A 17,532-nucleotide genomic window follows, 5' to 3' on the forward strand; every position below is an offset into this window, starting at 1 on the left:
CGGGAAGGATGATTGGCTTGCTGAAGAAACGGTTGAAAATCATAAGCTTTATAACCGGATTGATCGTACTGTTTTTTATTTTACAATATGATTTTATCGAAAATAAATCATGGAACGCCTGGAATCTTCCGTTAAACGGGAAAATCATTTTGCTTGATCCGGGTCATGGCGGGCCGGATGGAGGCGCCGGCGACAAAAAAACACTTGAAAAAGATATTGCACTAGATATCAGCTTGAAGATCAGAGATTATTTGCAGGAGCAAGGGGCCCTTGTGATTATGACAAGGGAGACAGATAAAGATTTAGCGCCTCCGGGAACAAGAGGATACAGCAGGCGGAAAATTGAGGACTTGAAAAAAAGATTGAAAATGATTAACCAATCGGATATCGATTTATTCGTCAGCATTCATTTGAATGCGATTCCTTCTTCAAGATGGAGCGGCGCCCAAACGTTTTATGCAACACAACACCGTGAAAATGAACGGGCAGCAACCTTTATTCAAGATGAATTGCGCCGAAATTTAGAGAACACAACGAGAAAGGCAAAGCCGCTAAATCAAGTATATATTTTAAAAAATGCTAACAAACCCGGGGCGTTAGTGGAAGTAGGGTTCCTTTCAAACCCGACCGAAAAAGTGAATCTAAAAAAAGATTCCTATCAGGAAAAAGTGGCCATTTCCATTTATAAAGGAATCAATCGTTATTTTACAAATGAAAAAACAATAAAAGAAAAAGAGGATTGAAAAGGGAATGGTTCAACTCGCCAAATAGGCGAGTTTTCTTTTACTGATTTTTGGGCAAAATGGTTGCAGCAGAAATCGTGTCATGAAAAAATAAAGTGATACAGTTAACTGTTTCTTTTTAACTATATGGTATACTTTAAAATAGTATTTATCTTACAAAGGTGGGTGTCAATCATGTTAACTGAAGCAAGGATCCGTGAAATTCTCGGCGGATTAAAAGAACCATTCTTACATAAACCATTGGCTGAATTAAACGCCATTGAAGAAGTGAAAATCAAGGAAGAAAAAAACCATGTCAGCGTAAAAATTGACATTGCCAAAACGGGTACTGCTGAACAGCTTCAGCTTCAGACTCAAGTTGTCAATCTGCTAAAAGAAGCTGGAGCTGCAACCGTAGGCATCCGCTTTGGACAGCTCCCTGATGAAGTATTGGCGGAACACCGCGAAGAGACAGCTGGTGAAGCAAAAGAACAGGGGCTGCTTGCACCAGGCAGCCAAACGACTTTTATTGCGATTGCAAGCGGAAAAGGCGGAGTTGGAAAATCGACCGTATCAGTTAATTTGGCCGTTTCTTTAGCCCGTTTAGGGAAAAAAGTTGGTTTGATTGATGCCGATATTTATGGCTTTAGTGTCCCTGATATGATGGGAATTACGAAAAGACCGGTTGTACGCGGTGAAAAAATTATCCCAGTCGAGCGATACGGTGTTCAGGTGATCTCGATGGGCTTCTTTGTGGAAGACAACGCTCCGATTATTTGGCGCGGTCCTATGCTTGGGAAAATGTTGAACAGTTTCTTCCGTGAAGTCGAGTGGGAAGAACTTGACTACTTGTTGTTAGACTTGCCTCCTGGAACGGGGGATGTTGCGCTCGACGTCCATACCATGCTTCCATCATGCAAGGAAATTATTGTGACAACCCCGCACGCGACAGCTGCATTTGTCGCTGCGCGTGCCGGTGCGATGGCGTTAAGAACGGAACATGAAATCCTTGGCGTTATTGAAAATATGTCCTATTTCGAAAGCAAAGTTACTGGTGAAAAAGAGTATGTGTTTGGCAAAGGTGGCGGAGAGAAATTAGCCGAAGAATTGAACACCCAAGTACTCGGCCAACTGCCGCTTGCACAGCCTGATTGGGATGAACGGGATTTTGCCCCGTCCATTTACAAAGAAGATCACCCGCTTGGAAAAGTTTATCTTGAGATCGCTGGAAAAGTTATTGATCGTTTAAAAAAGTAAATCAAATTGAAAAAACCATTCCTTTCTTTGTACGAGGAATGGTTTTTTGCAGTGTATCCGTCCTCTATTGCAGGCGTACTTTAGTCGGAATCCTTAGGGCGAATCAGGTGCTGCCGCCTTGACTTTGCTGACCGCCTGATTGAGAACCGGTTGATTTTCCTTTATTTAATTCATTGGCCGCTTTTATTAAAATTTCTTCCATTTTTGTTTTAAAAAGCGGGCTATCCATTGTTTCAGTAATAACGCTTTGAAGATGGGCGCGGTAGTCTTTGCTTTTTAATGCGTCTGCCATTTCTTTTTGAATTTCCGGTTCTTTAAAAACTTGAATCATCATTGCCCGATATTCGGGGTCATTCATCAAGTCTTTGAGCAGTTTCTCATTTTCAGTCCGCATATTTTTGGCAACGCCCTCAGCAAATTTTGAGTCGCTGAACGTTTTTTTCCAAAACTCAACCGCTTTATCAGAAGTAAGTGTTTGTTGGATGGTATCAGAAACAACCTTTTGATCCATGACTAGCTTTTCTTTCATTTTTTCGTCTGACATCACGTCTTGGATGGCTTTTTTGCCATCGTCTGTTTTCAGGATGTCAACAACCATTTTTTTTGTCTGATCGTAGTCAAGCTGGGATGCTCCGCTTGAATCGCCGGAAGAACAACTAGCCAAAAAAAGTAGTAGAACCATAGATGGCAATAGGTGATTTATTTTCATATCCAAGTTCCTTTCGCATATGAATCCTTGTCTTTAGAATGAAGAAAATCGGCAAATATTATTCGTTCGAGGAATGGAAAATATAGATTTTTCACCCTTGGATTGATACAATCGAAGGAAGGGAATCTACGTTTATGGGGGTACGAACGTGACGAGTCGGAATTGGGTAAATCTTTTCTTGAAAACGTTAGTCATCGGCGGATTGACAACGGCGATTGTTGGTTTTGTTGTCCGTTGGAATGAATTTATGCCGTATTTTACGGAGGGTAAGGGTTTCGATATTATTTCGACGACTGTTTGGCTGGTAGGCATGGGTTTTTTATTTAGCGTAATTAGCCAGATGGGTTTTTTCGCCTATCTGACGATCCACCGGTTTGGCCTTGGGATTTTTAAGTCTTATTGGAATTCTGTTCAAATGATCCTGGTGATGGTTGCTCTGGTTGATTTAGTTTATTTTCGTTATCAGGCATTTGCAAAAGCGGGAGAAAGTCTCGTACCATATATTGGCCTCGCTGCAATTCCCCTGGCTGCTGGCATCATAACAGCTTGGCTTAAAATGAAACAGACGAACAAGGCTGCGTTTATTCCTGCCCTTTTTTTTATGATTGTTGCAACGATCGTCGAGTGGATGCCGGCTTTAAAGGTAAATGATCATAGCTGGCTTTACCTCATGGCGTTGGCGCTGCTTGCCTGCAATGCATATCAATTGTTGATTCTTCCTAAATTAAATGCCCAATCCGTTCAGCAACGGGAAGTACTTGCCCAAAAAACAAGGAAAAACAAGTTTATTTAACGATCGTTCGAAATCCACGCAAACCATCGGAAAAATAGTGATAGACGGATGATGTGCTGGCGTTCATAGAAAAATAAAGGTGTGCCGATGGATCGCAGTTCGGCACACCTTTATTTTCTTTACGTATCAATTGATCTCTCGTGATTGGGCACTGCCATTAGCAATCATTTCTGAAACAGTCACCATTTTAAGCCCTTTTTGCTGAATTTCCGTAAGAATGAGCGGTAGCGCCTTTGCGGTTTGCTTTGCTGAATCGGAAGCATGAAGAAGGATGATGTCCCCTTTTTTGGCATTGCTTACATTTGCTGCAATTGCTTTAACCCCCGGATTTGTCCAGTCCTGGGAGTCGATGCTCCAATGAACAACCGTTAACCCATACTGCTGGGCAATCTTTAATGTCCGTTCATCAAAATGACCTGTAGGTGCACGAAGAAGTTTAATGTTTTTAAGGTTTAATTTTCGAAAAGCTTCTTGCCCTTTTGATATGTCTTTTCGTATTTTTGCATCCTCTAATTTCGAGTAGTCTTCATAGTTGTAGCCCAGCAAACCAATCTCATAGCCTTTTTTAGCAATTCGATTGACGAGGTCAGGATGTCCTTCTGCCCATGACCCAGCTAGAAAAAAGGTCGCCGATTTTACATTTTGTTTTTCTAGTTCATCCAAAATAGGCCCAGCTTTTTCATCACCCCAGCCAATGTTGAATGTCAGAGCAATATCTTTTTCCCCTCGATAGACAGCCTTTGGTCCATCTTTTGTCGAAAATACAGGCAGCTGTGCCATGTTGTCTAAATACAAAAACCATGCTGCAAAAAAGGCTGCAATGACAATTAAAGATAGCTGCTTTAAGCCTTTTCCATTAAATACAAAAAAGAAATTCATCATGACCACCTCGTCCATTACGATCCTTGTCTCATACGTATTCAGTTATTTTTTAAAATATGATTATAAAAATTGCCCGAAATGAAAAGAATACTATCACGACAATGTGGGAGTGATCGTATGCTTGGGTTGTTAATCACTGAAAAAGAGGTTAAAGAAATTGAGTACTTGGTAAAGCGGGAAATGGATGAAATTTTGTTTGATTTCGGGGATCAACGGATCGATCCCATTGTGAAAAGAGCAATGGCTGAAAGATATAAAATCTTATTTGGATTATTTAAACGAGTTGCAAGTCATAAGGAGTGTTTAAAATATATTTGGCGAGAAAAGAAAGGATAATTTTCTTTTAGAAAAGTGTTGACTATGATTCGTTATCCTGGTATATTAATAAACGTCGCTGTTGATGATAAAAACTTCGATAAAAAAGTTATTGACGTCAAAAGCGAAAGATGCTATACTGATTAAGTCGCTTTTGAGCGATGCAACTTTGATAAAGTAGCAACTTGTTCTTTGAAAACTAAACAAACAATTACGTCAACAAATAATCATGATGTCTGCTTATAGAAGCAGCATCAGCCAACGTTAATCAAGTAAGGATCGTCGACTAAGAACGCCACATCCTGTGGCAACATCGACGTCAGCGCATCCTTGCGCAAGTGAGCTATATCAAACGTTTCTGTTCTTCGGTCGACTAAAAGCCGCAACGTCCTGTTGCGAACGCCGACACTAGAACATCCTATTCTTCGGAGAGTTTGATCCTGGCTCAGGACGAACGCTGGCGGCGTGCCTAATACATGCAAGTCGAGCGAATCATTAGGAGCTTGCTCCTGATGATTAGCGGCGGACGGGTGAGTAACACGTGGGCAACCTGCCTGTAAGACTGGGATAACACCGGGAAACCGGTGCTAATACCGGGTAATTCTTTCCTTCGCATGAAGGAAAGCTGAAAGACGGCTTTGGCTGTCACTTACAGATGGGCCCGCGGCGCATTAGCTAGTTGGTGAGGTAACGGCTCACCAAGGCAACGATGCGTAGCCGACCTGAGAGGGTGATCGGCCACACTGGGACTGAGACACGGCCCAGACTCCTACGGGAGGCAGCAGTAGGGAATCTTCCGCAATGGACGAAAGTCTGACGGAGCAACGCCGCGTGAGTGATGAAGGCCTTCGGGTCGTAAAACTCTGTTGTTAGGGAAGAACAAGTATCGGAGTAACTGCCGGTACCTTGACGGTACCTAACCAGAAAGCCACGGCTAACTACGTGCCAGCAGCCGCGGTAATACGTAGGTGGCAAGCGTTGTCCGGAATTATTGGGCGTAAAGCGCGCGCAGGCGGTCCTTTAAGTCTGATGTGAAAGCCCACGGCTCAACCGTGGAGGGTCATTGGAAACTGGGGGACTTGAGTGCAGAAGAGGAAAGCGGAATTCCACGTGTAGCGGTGAAATGCGTAGAGATGTGGAGGAACACCAGTGGCGAAGGCGGCTTTCTGGTCTGTAACTGACGCTGAGGCGCGAAAGCGTGGGGAGCAAACAGGATTAGATACCCTGGTAGTCCACGCCGTAAACGATGAGTGCTAAGTGTTAGAGGGTTTCCGCCCTTTAGTGCTGCAGCTAACGCATTAAGCACTCCGCCTGGGGAGTACGGCCGCAAGGCTGAAACTCAAAGGAATTGACGGGGGCCCGCACAAGCGGTGGAGCATGTGGTTTAATTCGAAGCAACGCGAAGAACCTTACCAGGTCTTGACATCCTCTGACACTCCTAGAGATAGGACTTTCCCCTTCGGGGGACAGAGTGACAGGTGGTGCATGGTTGTCGTCAGCTCGTGTCGTGAGATGTTGGGTTAAGTCCCGCAACGAGCGCAACCCTTGATCTTAGTTGCCAGCATTCAGTTGGGCACTCTAAGGTGACTGCCGGTGACAAACCGGAGGAAGGTGGGGATGACGTCAAATCATCATGCCCCTTATGACCTGGGCTACACACGTGCTACAATGGATGGTACAAAGGGCAGCAAGACCGCGAGGTTAAGCCAATCCCATAAAACCATTCTCAGTTCGGATTGCAGGCTGCAACTCGCCTGCATGAAGCCGGAATCGCTAGTAATCGCGGATCAGCATGCCGCGGTGAATACGTTCCCGGGCCTTGTACACACCGCCCGTCACACCACGAGAGTTTGTAACACCCGAAGTCGGTGGGGTAACCGTAAGGAGCCAGCCGCCTAAGGTGGGACAGATGATTGGGGTGAAGTCGTAACAAGGTAGCCGTATCGGAAGGTGCGGCTGGATCACCTCCTTTCTAAGGAAAATGTCCTTTCGGACATCAATGAGTTGGATGATTATTGACGTATATTGTTCGTTTAGTTTTGAGAGAACAATTCTCTCTTATTTATATTCGTTCTTTGAAAACTAGATAATCGTATAGAAGAAGTAACCAAGCAAGAACCGAGTGATCGCCATTTTAGATTTTCAACCTTTTTCAAGGCGAAATAGAAGCATAGCTGATATGAGCCGCAGGTTAAGTTAGAAAGGGCGCACGGTGGATGCCTTGGCACTAGGAGCCGATGAAGGACGGGACTAACACCGATATGCTTCGGGGAGCTGTAAGTAAGCTTTGATCCGGAGATTTCCAAATGGGGGAACCCACTGTTCGTAATGGAACAGTATCTTTACCTGAATCCATAGGGTAATGAAGGCAGACCCGGGGAACTGAAACATCTAAGTACCCGGAGGAAGAGAAAGCAAACGCGATTCCCCAAGTAGCGGCGAGCGAAACGGGAACAGCCCAAACCGAAAGGCTTGCCTTTCGGGGTTGTAGGACACTCAATATGGAGTTACAAAGGAACGGGGTAAATGAAGCGATCTGGAAAGGTTTGCCGTAGAAGGTAAAAGCCCTGTAGTTGAAACTTCGTTCCCTCCTGAGTGGATCCTGAGTACGGCCGGACACGTGAAATCCGGTCGGAAGCTGGGAGGACCATCTCCCAAGGCTAAATACTCCCTAGTGACCGATAGTGAACCAGTACCGTGAGGGAAAGGTGAAAAGCACCCCGGAAGGGGAGTGAAACAGTTCCTGAAACCGTGTGCCTACAAGTAGTCAAAGCGCGTTTTTGCGTAATGGCGTGCCTTTTGTAGAATGAACCGGCGAGTTACGATTACATGCAAGGTTAAGTCGAAGAGACGGAGCCGCAGCGAAAGCGAGTCTTAAGCAGGGCGAAAGAGTATGTGGTCGTAGACCCGAAACCAGGTGATCTACCCATGTCCAGGGTGAAGGTAGGGTAACACCTACTGGAGGCCCGAACCGACGCACGTTGAAAAGTGCGCGGATGAGGTGTGGGTAGCGGAGAAATTCCAATCGAACTTGGAGATAGCTGGTTCTCTCCGAAATAGCTTTAGGGCTAGCCTCACGTGCAAGAGTCTTGGAGGTAGAGCACTGTTTGGACTAGGGGCCCTCATCGGGTTACCGAATTCAGACAAACTCCGAATGCCAAACACTTATCCGTGGGAGTCAGACTGCGAGTGATAAGATCCGTAGTCAAAAGGGAAACAGCCCAGACCACCAGCTAAGGTCCCAAAGTATACGTTAAGTGGAAAAGGATGTGGAGTTGCTTAGACAACCAGGATGTTGGCTTAGAAGCAGCCACCATTTAAAGAGTGCGTAATAGCTCACTGGTCGAGTGACTCTGCGCCGAAAATGTACCGGGGCTAAACGTATCACCGAAGCTGTGGGTGGACACCGATGGTGTCCGCGGTAGGAGAGCGTTCTAAGGGCGTTGAAGCTGGACCGGAAGGACCGGTGGAGCGCTTAGAAGTGAGAATGCCGGTATGAGTAGCGAAAGATGAGTGAGAATCTCATCCACCGAATGCCTAAGGTTTCCTGAGGAAGGCTCGTCCGCTCAGGGTTAGTCGGGACCTAAGCCGAGGCCGAAAGGCGTAGGCGATGGACAACAGGTTGATATTCCTGTACCACCTCTTTATCGTTTGAGCGAGTGGGGGGACGCAGGAGGATAGGGTAAGCGCACTGCTGGATATGTGCGTGTAAGCAGTTAGGCTGTCAGTGAGGCAAATCCCGCTGACATTAGGCTGAGCTGTGATGCCGAGGGAAATCAAGTACCGAAGTTCCTGATTCCACACTGCCAAGAAAAGCCTCTAGCGAGATAAAAGGTGCCCGTACCGCAAACCGACACAGGTAGGCGAGGAGAGAATCCTAAGGTGAGCGAGAGAACTCTCGTTAAGGAACTCGGCAAAATGACCCCGTAACTTCGGGAGAAGGGGTGCTCTTTGGGGTTCACGCCCCGAAGAGCCGCAGTGAATAGGCCCAGGCGACTGTTTAGCAAAAACACAGGTCTCTGCGAAGCCGCAAGGCGAAGTATAGGGGCTGACGCCTGCCCGGTGCTGGAAGGTTAAGAGGAGGGGTTAGCTCACAAAGCGAAGCTCTGAATTGAAGCCCCAGTAAACGGCGGCCGTAACTATAACGGTCCTAAGGTAGCGAAATTCCTTGTCGGGTAAGTTCCGACCCGCACGAAAGGCGTAACGATCTGGGCACTGTCTCAACGAGAGACTCGGTGAAATTATAGTACCTGTGAAGATGCAGGTTACCCGCGACAGGACGGAAAGACCCCGTGGAGCTTTACTGTAGCCTGATATTGAATTTCGGTACAGCTTGTACAGGATAGGTAGGAGCCGTAGAAACCGGAGCGCCAGCTTCGGTGGAGGCGTCGGTGGGATACTACCCTGGCTGTATTGAAATTCTAACCCGCACCCACAAATTCTGGGTGGGAGACAGTGTCAGGTGGGCAGTTTGACTGGGGCGGTCGCCTCCTAAAGAGTAACGGAGGCGCCCAAAGGTTCCCTCAGAATGGTTGGAAATCATTCGTAGAGTGTAAAGGCACAAGGGAGCTTGACTGCGAGACCTACAAGTCGAGCAGGGACGAAAGTCGGGCTTAGTGATCCGGTGGTTCCGCATGGAAGGGCCATCGCTCAACGGATAAAAGCTACCCCGGGGATAACAGGCTTATCTCCCCCAAGAGTCCACATCGACGGGGAGGTTTGGCACCTCGATGTCGGCTCATCGCATCCTGGGGCTGTAGTCGGTCCCAAGGGTTGGGCTGTTCGCCCATTAAAGCGGTACGCGAGCTGGGTTCAGAACGTCGTGAGACAGTTCGGTCCCTATCCGTCGTGGGCGCAGGAAATTTGAGAGGAGCTGTCCTTAGTACGAGAGGACCGGGATGGACGCACCGCTGGTGTACCAGTTGTCTTGCCAAAGGCATCGCTGGGTAGCTATGTGCGGACGGGATAAGTGCTGAAAGCATCTAAGCATGAAGCCCCCCTCAAGATGAGATTTCCCATAGCGTCAAGCTAGTAAGATCCCTGAAAGACGATCAGGTTGATAGGTCAGAGGTGGAAGCGCGGTGACGTGTGGAGCTGACTGATACTAATCGATCGAGGACTTAACCAATGTAGTTGAATGCGCGAACTCGTTCTTCTTTTACTTCTTCTTGATTACCTAGTTTTGAGGGAATGAATCCTTGTTTTTCTCTTGCAAAATATAAAGAGAAATAGTATAATACTTCATGTCTAATATTTGTCTGGTAACAATGGCGAGAAGGTCACACCCGTTCCCATACCGAACACGGAAGTTAAGCTTCTCAGCGCCGATGGTAGTTGGAACGCAAGTTCCTGCGAGAGTAGGACGTTGCCAGGCTAGGATTGTTCCGCAGTAGCTCAGTGGTAGAGCTATCGGCTGTTAACCGATCGGTCGTAGGTTCGAATCCTACCTGCGGAGCCATTTTTATGCCCAAAATTGTTTGAGCAAGTTAGCAGTATTGCTTCCATAGCTCAGCAGGTAGAGCACTTCCATGGTAAGGAAGAGGTCAGCGGTTCGAGCCCGCTTGGAAGCTTATTGTTTTTAAATATGGCCCCTTGGTCAAGCGGTTAAGACACCGCCCTTTCACGGCGGTAACACGGGTTCGAATCCCGTAGGGGTCACCATTTATTTCTAGAAAGAGCATAGTGTAACTACACTATCCGAGATTGTATGGAGGATTAGCTCAGCTGGGAGAGCATCTGCCTTACAAGCAGAGGGTCGGCGGTTCGATCCCGTCATCCTCCACCATATACTATATTTGTTTATGCCGGTCTAGCTCAATTGGTAGAGCAACTGACTTGTAATCAGTAGGTTGGGGGTTCAAGTCCTCTGGCCGGCACCATCTTCATTAAAATTTGTGGAGGGGTAGCGAAGTGGCTAAACGCGGCGGACTGTAAATCCGCTCCCTCTGGGTTCGGCGGTTCGAATCCGTCCCCCTCCACCATACATATTTTTAAAAACATTGGGTATGTTAAAAAAGAACATGAAAATCATTTATTTTATTATTGGGCTATAGCCAAGCGGTAAGGCAACGGACTTTGACTCCGTCATTCGTAGGTTCGAATCCTGCTAGCCCAGCCAAAACCCATTAGCTCAGTCGGTAGAGCAACGAGCAAAATATCACGAATATGCTGCGAGTTGCGAGGAAGATCGGGAGTTCTTTCGAGCATCTGACGTAAAAAAAACTCTTTTTAAGGTTCAAAATATATACGAGCCATTAGCTCAGTCGGTAGAGCAACGAGCAAAAACATCACGAATATGCTGCGAGTTGCGAGGAAGAACGGGAGTTCTTTCGAGCATCTGACGTAAAAAAACTCTTTTTAAGGTTCAAAATATATACGAGCCATTAGCTCAGTCGGTAGAGCAACGAGCAAAAACATCACGAATATGCTGCGAGTTGCGAGGAAGAACGGGAGTTCTTTCGAGCATCTGACGTAAAAAAACTCTTTTTAGGGTTCAAAATATATACGAGCCATTAGCTCAGTCGGTAGAGCATCTGACTTTTAATCAGAGGGTCGAAGGTTCGAGTCCTTCATGGCTCATCAAATAGTGATTCAAATGAATATGGGATAAAAGGACGCATAGCTTGATATGCGTCCTTTTATTATTGATTTATATGTAATAAAAGAAATCATACTGTTTAACTTATAAAGAGCAAATGGTTAGGAATACTTTTGAAAAAAACAACTTTCGTATATCTATACAGAAAATTGTCGGGTTGAGCCATAGAATTGCAAGCGGTTAAAATGGAGGTATAAGGGAAGATGGGGGGATTAAAATGAGAAAGCTGTCCATTATTGGAATGCCGATGGATTTGGGGCAAATGCGGCGTGGCGTTGACATGGGACCGAGTGCAATTCGTTATGCAGGAGTTAATGAGAGACTAAAACTTCTTTTTGATAAGATTCAAGATTTGGGGGACATTCCAATTGGCAGACCGGAAGTGGTAATCGATCCCCAATCGAATTTGCGGAACTTGGAGTTAATCGCAGAAAAAAGTACAATTTTAGCCGAAAAAGTTGATCAAATCATACAGTCGGGGGCGTTTCCGCTCGTGCTCGGCGGCGATCATAGTATCGCGATTGGAACATTGGCGGGTGTTTCCAAGCATTATAAAAACCTTGGGGTGATCTGGTATGATGCACATGGTGACCTTAACACAGCCGAAACGTCTCCTTCCGGGAATATTCATGGAATGCCGCTGGCGGTTAGTTTAGGGTTGGGACATTCGTTATTGACGGGGATTTTCGGCTACAGTCCAAAAGTTAGACCGGAAAATATTGTCATCATAGGAGCGCGGGCATTGGATGATGGTGAGAAAGACTTAATTCGGGAAAAAGGAATAAAAGTATACACAATGCACGAAATCGATCGATTAGGAATGACAAGGGTAATGGAGGAAACGATTGCCTATCTTAAAGATAGAACGGATGGCGTGCATTTATCATTGGATCTAGACGGACTGGATCCGGCAGATGCTCCTGGTGTAGGCACGCCGGTTATCGGGGGGATCAGCTACCGCGAAAGCCATCTGGCAATGGAAATGCTGGAAGAATCGAAAATGATCACTTCTGCTGAGTTTGTCGAAGTGAATCCGATTTTAGATGAGAAAAATAGAACTGCAACCATCGCGGTTGGTCTAATGGGGTCATTGTTTGGCGAAAAACTAGTATAAAACAAATTGGGAAATGGCAGCTAAACGAATGGCTGCCATTTTTTTGCCCTCGAAAATAAATGGCCAAACGTATTTGGAAGGAAGACCAGATTTTCAAACTTCAACCATACTTTTATGGTAAATGTTTGTTAAGATAAGAGAGATGGAAAAGTTTTTGCCAACTAGCGAAACTTTTCCGCTATCGATTACGTACTATCGTATAGCCGCATTTTAAAAGCGGAGGTAAAAGAATGGAAGCCATCGTCAAAAAAAGGATCAAACAGGTCAAAAAAGGCGATCAAAATGCGTTTGGAGAAATCGTGGAACTATATAAAAATAATGTATTCCAACTCTGTTACCGAATGCTCGGCAATCGTCATGAAGCAGAAGATGTTGCTCAGGAAGCTTTTATCCGAGCATATGTAAATATAAACCGTTTTAAACAGGAATTGAAATTTTCCACATGGCTTTACCGCATCGCGACAAATTTATGTATTGATCGAATGCGAAAAAAGAAACCGGATTATTCCCTTGACGCAGAAGTTGCAGGGACAGAAGGCTTGACGATGTATTCCCAAATCGCTTCCGACGAACCGCTTCCAGAAGCGGAATTGGAAAGCTTGGAATTGCAGGAAACGATCCAGAAGGAAATTCTTAAATTGCCGGAAAAATACCGCACGGTGATTGTTTTAAAATATATTGAGGAATTATCATTAAACGAAATAAGCGATATTTTGGACTTGCCTCTTGGTACGGTCAAAACAAGAATTCACCGCGGGCGGGAAGCCTTAAGGCAGCAACTGCGGAATGTATGATAAGAGGTGAAACAATTGAAGTGCCCGGAAGAAATTGTTCAACTGATGCATGAGTATTTGGATGGCGATATCGCACAAGACAACGAAGCCATTTTACGGGAACATCTGCAAGGCTGTAAAGAATGCGAACAGTTCTTTAATGAGTTGAAACGAACAATTGCTTTAATAAAAGGGACAACAAGCCTGCATGTAGCGGAAGATTTTACCGACCGTTTACTGGCGAAGCTGCCAAAAGAGAAAAGAACGATTGGCATTCAACGCTGGCTGCGGAACCATCCCTTTATTGCTGCAGCTTCCTTATTTCTAGTGCTGATGATGGGAAGTTTTGTTTCAAGCTGGAATCAAGACCGGGAATTTTCCGTTTCGAAGCAAAAGAATTTGATTGTGGAAAATAATACAGTCATTGTACCAAAAGGTGAAATCGTTAAAGGGGATGTCGTTGTCCGGAATGGGAAATTGAAAATAGAAGGAGAAGTCGACGGAAATGTAACGCTCATTCACGGCGAAAAATACATGGCTTCTGCTGGAAAAGTAACCGGTGAGATTAAAGAAGTCAATGAAGTTTTTGACTGGATTTGGTATTATCTTAAACAAACGGGAAAAAATATTCTTCAAGTTTTCGAAGGAAAACAGAATAATGCGCCATAAGCAAATCACTCAAGGGAGTGATTTGTTTTTTGAGCTACTCAGAATTGATCTCTAAAATTCTGAACGAATCAGGGCAACGATGCCGCTGATTTCGCCAAAAACTCGTCAATCGGTAGAGTTTTCAATAAAAAGATTTTTGTTTTCCTTACTCGGGTTGTCCAACATTCGATTACGACAGATTTATGGTATAATAGTAAAGTTACTTTTGAATGGTTTTTAGTAAACTTACGGAGGAAGAACAATGCCGTTTGCAGATTTCGATTTTTTGAAATATTTAGCTAGTGCAGTTGATATTCTCCTTGTATGGTACGTCATTTACAAATTGATTATGGTGATCAGAGGGACGAAGGCCGTTCAGCTATTGAAAGGAATTTTTGTCATCCTTCTTGTTCGATTAGTCAGTGAGTTTTTCGGCTTAAAGACTTTAAGCTGGATTATGCAGCAAGCCATCAACTGGGGAGTTCTAGCCATTATTATCATTTTTCAGCCTGAGTTGAGAAGGGCCCTTGAACAATTAGGAAGAGGGAAATTCTTTTCAAGAAGCACTATTGCTGAAGATGAGGAACAAGAGAAAGCCGTCAATGCAATCATTAAGGCAACAGATTATATGGCAAAACGGCGGATTGGCGCATTGATTTCAATTGAAAGAGAAACCGGGATGAGTGATTATATCGAAACGGGAATTCCATTAAATTCCAAGATTTCATCCGAACTGCTCATTAATATTTTTATCCCGAATACACCGCTGCATGACGGGGCTGTCATTATTCAAAAAAATAGTGTTGCCGCAGCAGCTTGTTATCTGCCCTTATCGGAAAGCCCATTTATTTCAAAAGAATTGGGTACAAGGCATCGGGCCGCACTCGGAATCAGCGAGGTAACAGACAGTATAACGGTCGTGGTTTCAGAAGAAACAGGAAGCATTTCCTTAACAAAAAACGGTGAACTGTACCGTGAGCTGGATGGGGAAGCTTTTAAAGAAGTCCTTTCCAAAGAATTATTAGTAAATAGCAAAGTGAAATCTGGTTCTTCAGTACGTTGGAATTGGAGGGGGAAGAAAAATGGATAAACTCATGGATAATCCCTGGTTTATAAAAATCATTGCCCTATTGCTTGCCTTCCTTCTTTATTCTTCTGTACCCAGTACAAGCAATAAGGCGAACGATATCAATGTTCCAGGCGATCAATCAACGGGAACAATCACGGATATGCCTCTTAAAGCCTATTATGATACGAAAAACCTGGTTATAACTGGCCTTCCAAGTACAGTGAGTGTTACGTTAAAGGGCCCAACAAGCCACCTTCAGCAGGCCAAATTGCTAAAAAACTTTGAAGTATACGCTGACTTAACGAAAGCAAAGGTTGGAACGCAAAGAGTCAAATTGCAGATACGAAATTTATCTGATAAACTGCAAGCGACATTGAATCCTGCATTTGTTAATGTATCGGTTCAAGAAAAAATAACAAAAGAATTTAAAGTAGGCACAGAATACAATAGCAATTTAATACAAGAAGGCTATACGGCAGGACAACCGGTCGTTGAGCCGAATAGGGTAAAAATCACCGGCGCCAAAGATGTAATTGACCGAATTACGTATGTAAAAGCAACTCTCGATACAAAGCAGCCGATTACGGAAACATTCACCCAAGATGCCCGTATAAGAGTTTTGGACAGGGAATTAAACAAATTAGACGTTGTGGTTCAGCCTGAAACTGTCAGAGTGACCATTCCTGTGAAAAATACGAGGAAAACGGTTCCGATTAACATCGTCCAGAAAGGTACTCCGCCTGCAGGCGTGAGCATCGACTCGATTGATTTGGACACGAAAGAAGCGACCATTACAGGAAGCGAAGATGTTTTGAAAGACTCGGACCATGTAAGAGTTGAAGTGGATGTTAGTAAAATAACGGACGATACAACGCTGACACTGCCTGTTATTATACCCAACGGAATTACAAAGGTATCACCGCAGTTAGTCAAAGCAACCGTTAAAGTCAAAAAATCGGGTCAAAAAACCGTTTCCAGTTTACCAATTAAAACAGAAGGATTATCTGCTCAATATAAAGCTGAGTTTAAGGATCCTGCAAACCAAAGCGTAAATTTGACGGTAACGGGTTCAAGCGATTCAATCAATACGGTTGCTGCGGCGGACTTCAATGTCTATGTGAATCTCGCCAATATGACGGAAGGCGACTATAATGTAAAAATACATGTAGACGGGCCGCCAAATGTAAATTGGCAGCTGGATAAACAAACGGCACAAATAACAATATTGAAAAGCAATGCATAAACAATACAGCGAACCAATCATGAAGGAGCGATTTTTAAAATGGGTAAATATTTCGGTACAGACGGTGTACGCGGAGTTGCAAATAGTGAATTAACACCAGAGTTTGCGTTTAAGTTGGGACGTTACGGCGGTTTTGTGTTAACAAAAGACAAAGAGCGTCCAAAGGTAATGATTGGCCGCGATACACGCATTTCCGGCCACATGCTCGAAGGAGCACTAGTAGCCGGGCTGCTTTCAATCGGGGCGGAAGTCATGCGTCTTGGCGTTATTTCAACTCCTGGAGTAGCTTATTTAACAAAAGTGCTTGGTGCACAAGCAGGGGTCATGATTTCTGCTTCGCACAACCCTGTTGCCGATAATGGCATTAAGTTTTTTGGCCCGGATGGTTTTAAACTGTCAGACGAACAAGAGCTTGAAATTGAACGACTCATCGATCTGCCAGAAGATCAACTACCCCGTCCAGTCGGTGCGGATCTTGGACAAGTAATCGATTATTTTGAAGGCGGACAAAAATACATTCAATACTTGAAAAATACAGTAGACGAAGAATTCTCCGGCATTCATATCGCATTGGATTGCGCTCACGGTGCCACTTCTTCATTGGCAGCCCATTTATTTGCCGACTTGGACGCGGATCTCTCGACGATGGGGGCCTCACCAAACGGACTGAATATTAATGCCGGGGTTGGGTCGACACACCCTGAAGCATTGGCCGCTTTTGTAAAAGAAAAGGGAGCGGATGTAGGCCTTTCTTTTGACGGTGATGGTGATCGTTTGATTGCGATTGATGAAAAAGGAGATATCGTAGATGGCGATCAAATTATGTATATTTGCGCAAAGCATATGAAAGAACTTGGCCGCTTAAAGCACAGTACAGTCGTTTCGACCGTTATGAGCAACCTTGGTTTTTATAAAGGGCTTGAGGCACACGGAATTCAAAGTGTGCAAACGGCCGTCGGTGACCGCTATGTCGTGGAAGAAATGAAGAAAAATGGTTTTAACCTTGGCGGTGAACAATCAGGCCATATAATTTTCCTGGATTACAATACAACGGGGGATGGCTTATTGACTGGTTTGCAGCTTGTGAACATTATGAAAATAACGAAAAAACCTTTATCCGAATTAGCAGCGGAAATGAAGAAATTCCCGCAGAAGCTTGTCAATGTGCGAGTAACGGACAAGCATCATGTAACAGATAATCAAAGAGTAAAAGAAGTAATTGACCAAGTGGAAGCAGAAATGGCAGGCAATGGTCGGATTCTTGTGCGGCCATCGGGGACAGAACCGCTTGTCCGCGTCATGGCTGAAGCACCGACAGAAGCCCAATGTGAAGCTTATGTCGAGCGGATCGTTTCCGTTGTAAAAGAAGAGATGGGATTAAACGAAGCATAGAAGTGGAAGATATGCAT

The 17,532-nt window shown here is 44.7% G+C and carries 12 protein-coding genes, 8 tRNA genes and 3 rRNA genes; 21 read left to right on the forward strand and 2 right to left on the reverse strand.

Going from position 1 to position 17,532, the window contains the following annotated elements:
• Window positions 1-20 precede the first annotated feature (20 nt).
• Complete coding sequence (gene cwlD / locus ACQYAD_RS14370) at window positions 21-743, forward strand: N-acetylmuramoyl-L-alanine amidase CwlD (RefSeq protein ID WP_430239401.1); 723 nt, start codon at window positions 21-23, stop codon at window positions 741-743.
• Between the two features lie 174 nt (window positions 744-917).
• Complete coding sequence (locus ACQYAD_RS14375) at window positions 918-1,979, forward strand: P-loop NTPase (protein ID WP_430239218.1); 1,062 nt, start codon at window positions 918-920, stop codon at window positions 1,977-1,979.
• 103 nt (window positions 1,980-2,082) lie between these two features.
• Here ACQYAD_RS14375 and gerD read toward each other — a convergent pair whose 3' ends face one another.
• A complete protein-coding gene (gerD, locus tag ACQYAD_RS14380; RefSeq protein WP_430239219.1) occupies window positions 2,083-2,688 on the reverse strand; it encodes a spore germination lipoprotein GerD in 606 nt (201 codons plus the stop codon).
• 148 nt (window positions 2,689-2,836) lie between these two features.
• On the opposite strand from gerD, the gene ACQYAD_RS14385 reads away from it, so the two are divergent.
• Window positions 2,837-3,481: a KinB-signaling pathway activation protein gene (locus ACQYAD_RS14385; protein ID WP_430239220.1), complete on the forward strand. Its 645-nt coding sequence runs from the start codon at window positions 2,837-2,839 to the stop codon at window positions 3,479-3,481.
• A 126-nt stretch (window positions 3,482-3,607) separates the two neighbouring features.
• Here ACQYAD_RS14385 and pdaB read toward each other — a convergent pair whose 3' ends face one another.
• Window positions 3,608-4,360 carry a polysaccharide deacetylase family sporulation protein PdaB gene (gene pdaB / locus ACQYAD_RS14390; protein ID WP_430239222.1) on the reverse strand — a complete coding sequence of 251 codons (753 nt, stop codon included), beginning with the start codon at window positions 4,358-4,360 and terminating at the stop codon, window positions 3,608-3,610.
• 120 nt (window positions 4,361-4,480) lie between these two features.
• Between pdaB and ACQYAD_RS14395 the strand changes: the two genes are divergently transcribed.
• From ACQYAD_RS14395 to glmM, 18 genes are all read left to right on the forward strand, one after another.
• The gene (locus ACQYAD_RS14395; protein WP_430239224.1) at window positions 4,481-4,699 is read left to right on the forward strand and encodes a hypothetical protein; all 219 of its coding nucleotides are present in this window, start codon (window positions 4,481-4,483) and stop codon (window positions 4,697-4,699) included.
• A gap of 401 nt (window positions 4,700-5,100) precedes the next feature.
• Window positions 5,101-6,650: ribosomal RNA gene (locus ACQYAD_RS14400) — 16S ribosomal RNA — on the forward strand.
• Between the two features lie 217 nt (window positions 6,651-6,867).
• Window positions 6,868-9,806: ribosomal RNA gene (locus ACQYAD_RS14405) — 23S ribosomal RNA — on the forward strand.
• Between the two features lie 129 nt (window positions 9,807-9,935).
• Window positions 9,936-10,052, forward strand: a 5S ribosomal RNA gene (rrf, locus tag ACQYAD_RS14410).
• The 16S, 23S and 5S rRNA genes sit together here with 8 tRNA genes alongside, the layout of an rRNA operon.
• Before the next feature lie 9 nt (window positions 10,053-10,061).
• Window positions 10,062-10,136 (forward strand) — tRNA-Asn (locus tag ACQYAD_RS14415).
• A 39-nt stretch (window positions 10,137-10,175) separates the two neighbouring features.
• A tRNA-Thr gene (locus ACQYAD_RS14420) sits at window positions 10,176-10,248 on the forward strand.
• A gap of 16 nt (window positions 10,249-10,264) precedes the next feature.
• Window positions 10,265-10,339 (forward strand) — tRNA-Glu (locus ACQYAD_RS14425).
• A gap of 48 nt (window positions 10,340-10,387) precedes the next feature.
• Window positions 10,388-10,463 (forward strand) — tRNA-Val (locus ACQYAD_RS14430).
• Between the two features lie 18 nt (window positions 10,464-10,481).
• Window positions 10,482-10,557, forward strand: a tRNA-Thr gene (locus tag ACQYAD_RS14435).
• A gap of 17 nt (window positions 10,558-10,574) precedes the next feature.
• Window positions 10,575-10,659: transfer RNA gene (locus tag ACQYAD_RS14440), tRNA-Tyr, on the forward strand.
• Between the two features lie 62 nt (window positions 10,660-10,721).
• Window positions 10,722-10,796, forward strand: a tRNA-Gln gene (locus ACQYAD_RS14445).
• Between the two features lie 388 nt (window positions 10,797-11,184).
• Window positions 11,185-11,257, forward strand: a tRNA-Lys gene (locus tag ACQYAD_RS14450).
• A 236-nt stretch (window positions 11,258-11,493) separates the two neighbouring features.
• A complete protein-coding gene (rocF, locus tag ACQYAD_RS14455; RefSeq protein ID WP_430239226.1) occupies window positions 11,494-12,390 on the forward strand; it encodes an arginase in 897 nt (298 codons plus the stop codon).
• Window positions 12,391-12,620: 230 nt separating this feature from the next.
• Window positions 12,621-13,184: an RNA polymerase sigma factor SigW gene (gene sigW / locus ACQYAD_RS14460; protein ID WP_430239227.1), complete on the forward strand. Its 564-nt coding sequence runs from the start codon at window positions 12,621-12,623 to the stop codon at window positions 13,182-13,184.
• Between the two features lie 15 nt (window positions 13,185-13,199).
• Window positions 13,200-13,832 (forward strand): zf-HC2 domain-containing protein, encoded by a 633-nt coding sequence (locus ACQYAD_RS14465; protein WP_430239229.1) that lies wholly within the window; start codon window positions 13,200-13,202, stop codon window positions 13,830-13,832.
• Window positions 13,833-14,073: 241 nt separating this feature from the next.
• The gene (gene cdaA, locus ACQYAD_RS14470; RefSeq protein ID WP_430239231.1) at window positions 14,074-14,901 is read left to right on the forward strand and encodes a diadenylate cyclase CdaA; all 828 of its coding nucleotides are present in this window, start codon (window positions 14,074-14,076) and stop codon (window positions 14,899-14,901) included.
• A complete protein-coding gene (locus ACQYAD_RS14475; RefSeq protein WP_430239233.1) occupies window positions 14,894-16,123 on the forward strand; it encodes a CdaR family protein in 1,230 nt (409 codons plus the stop codon). Before cdaA ends, ACQYAD_RS14475 begins: the two co-directional genes overlap by 8 nt.
• A gap of 39 nt (window positions 16,124-16,162) precedes the next feature.
• On the forward strand, window positions 16,163-17,515 hold the full coding sequence (gene glmM / locus ACQYAD_RS14480) for a phosphoglucosamine mutase (RefSeq protein ID WP_430239236.1): 1,353 nt from the start codon (window positions 16,163-16,165) through the stop codon (window positions 17,513-17,515).
• The last annotated feature ends 17 nt before the right edge of the window (window positions 17,516-17,532 follow it).

Origin of the sequence: Neobacillus sp. SM06 (assembly GCF_050496765.1) — a bacterium.
Classification (GTDB): domain Bacteria; phylum Bacillota; class Bacilli; order Bacillales; family Cytobacillaceae; genus JAEVLT01.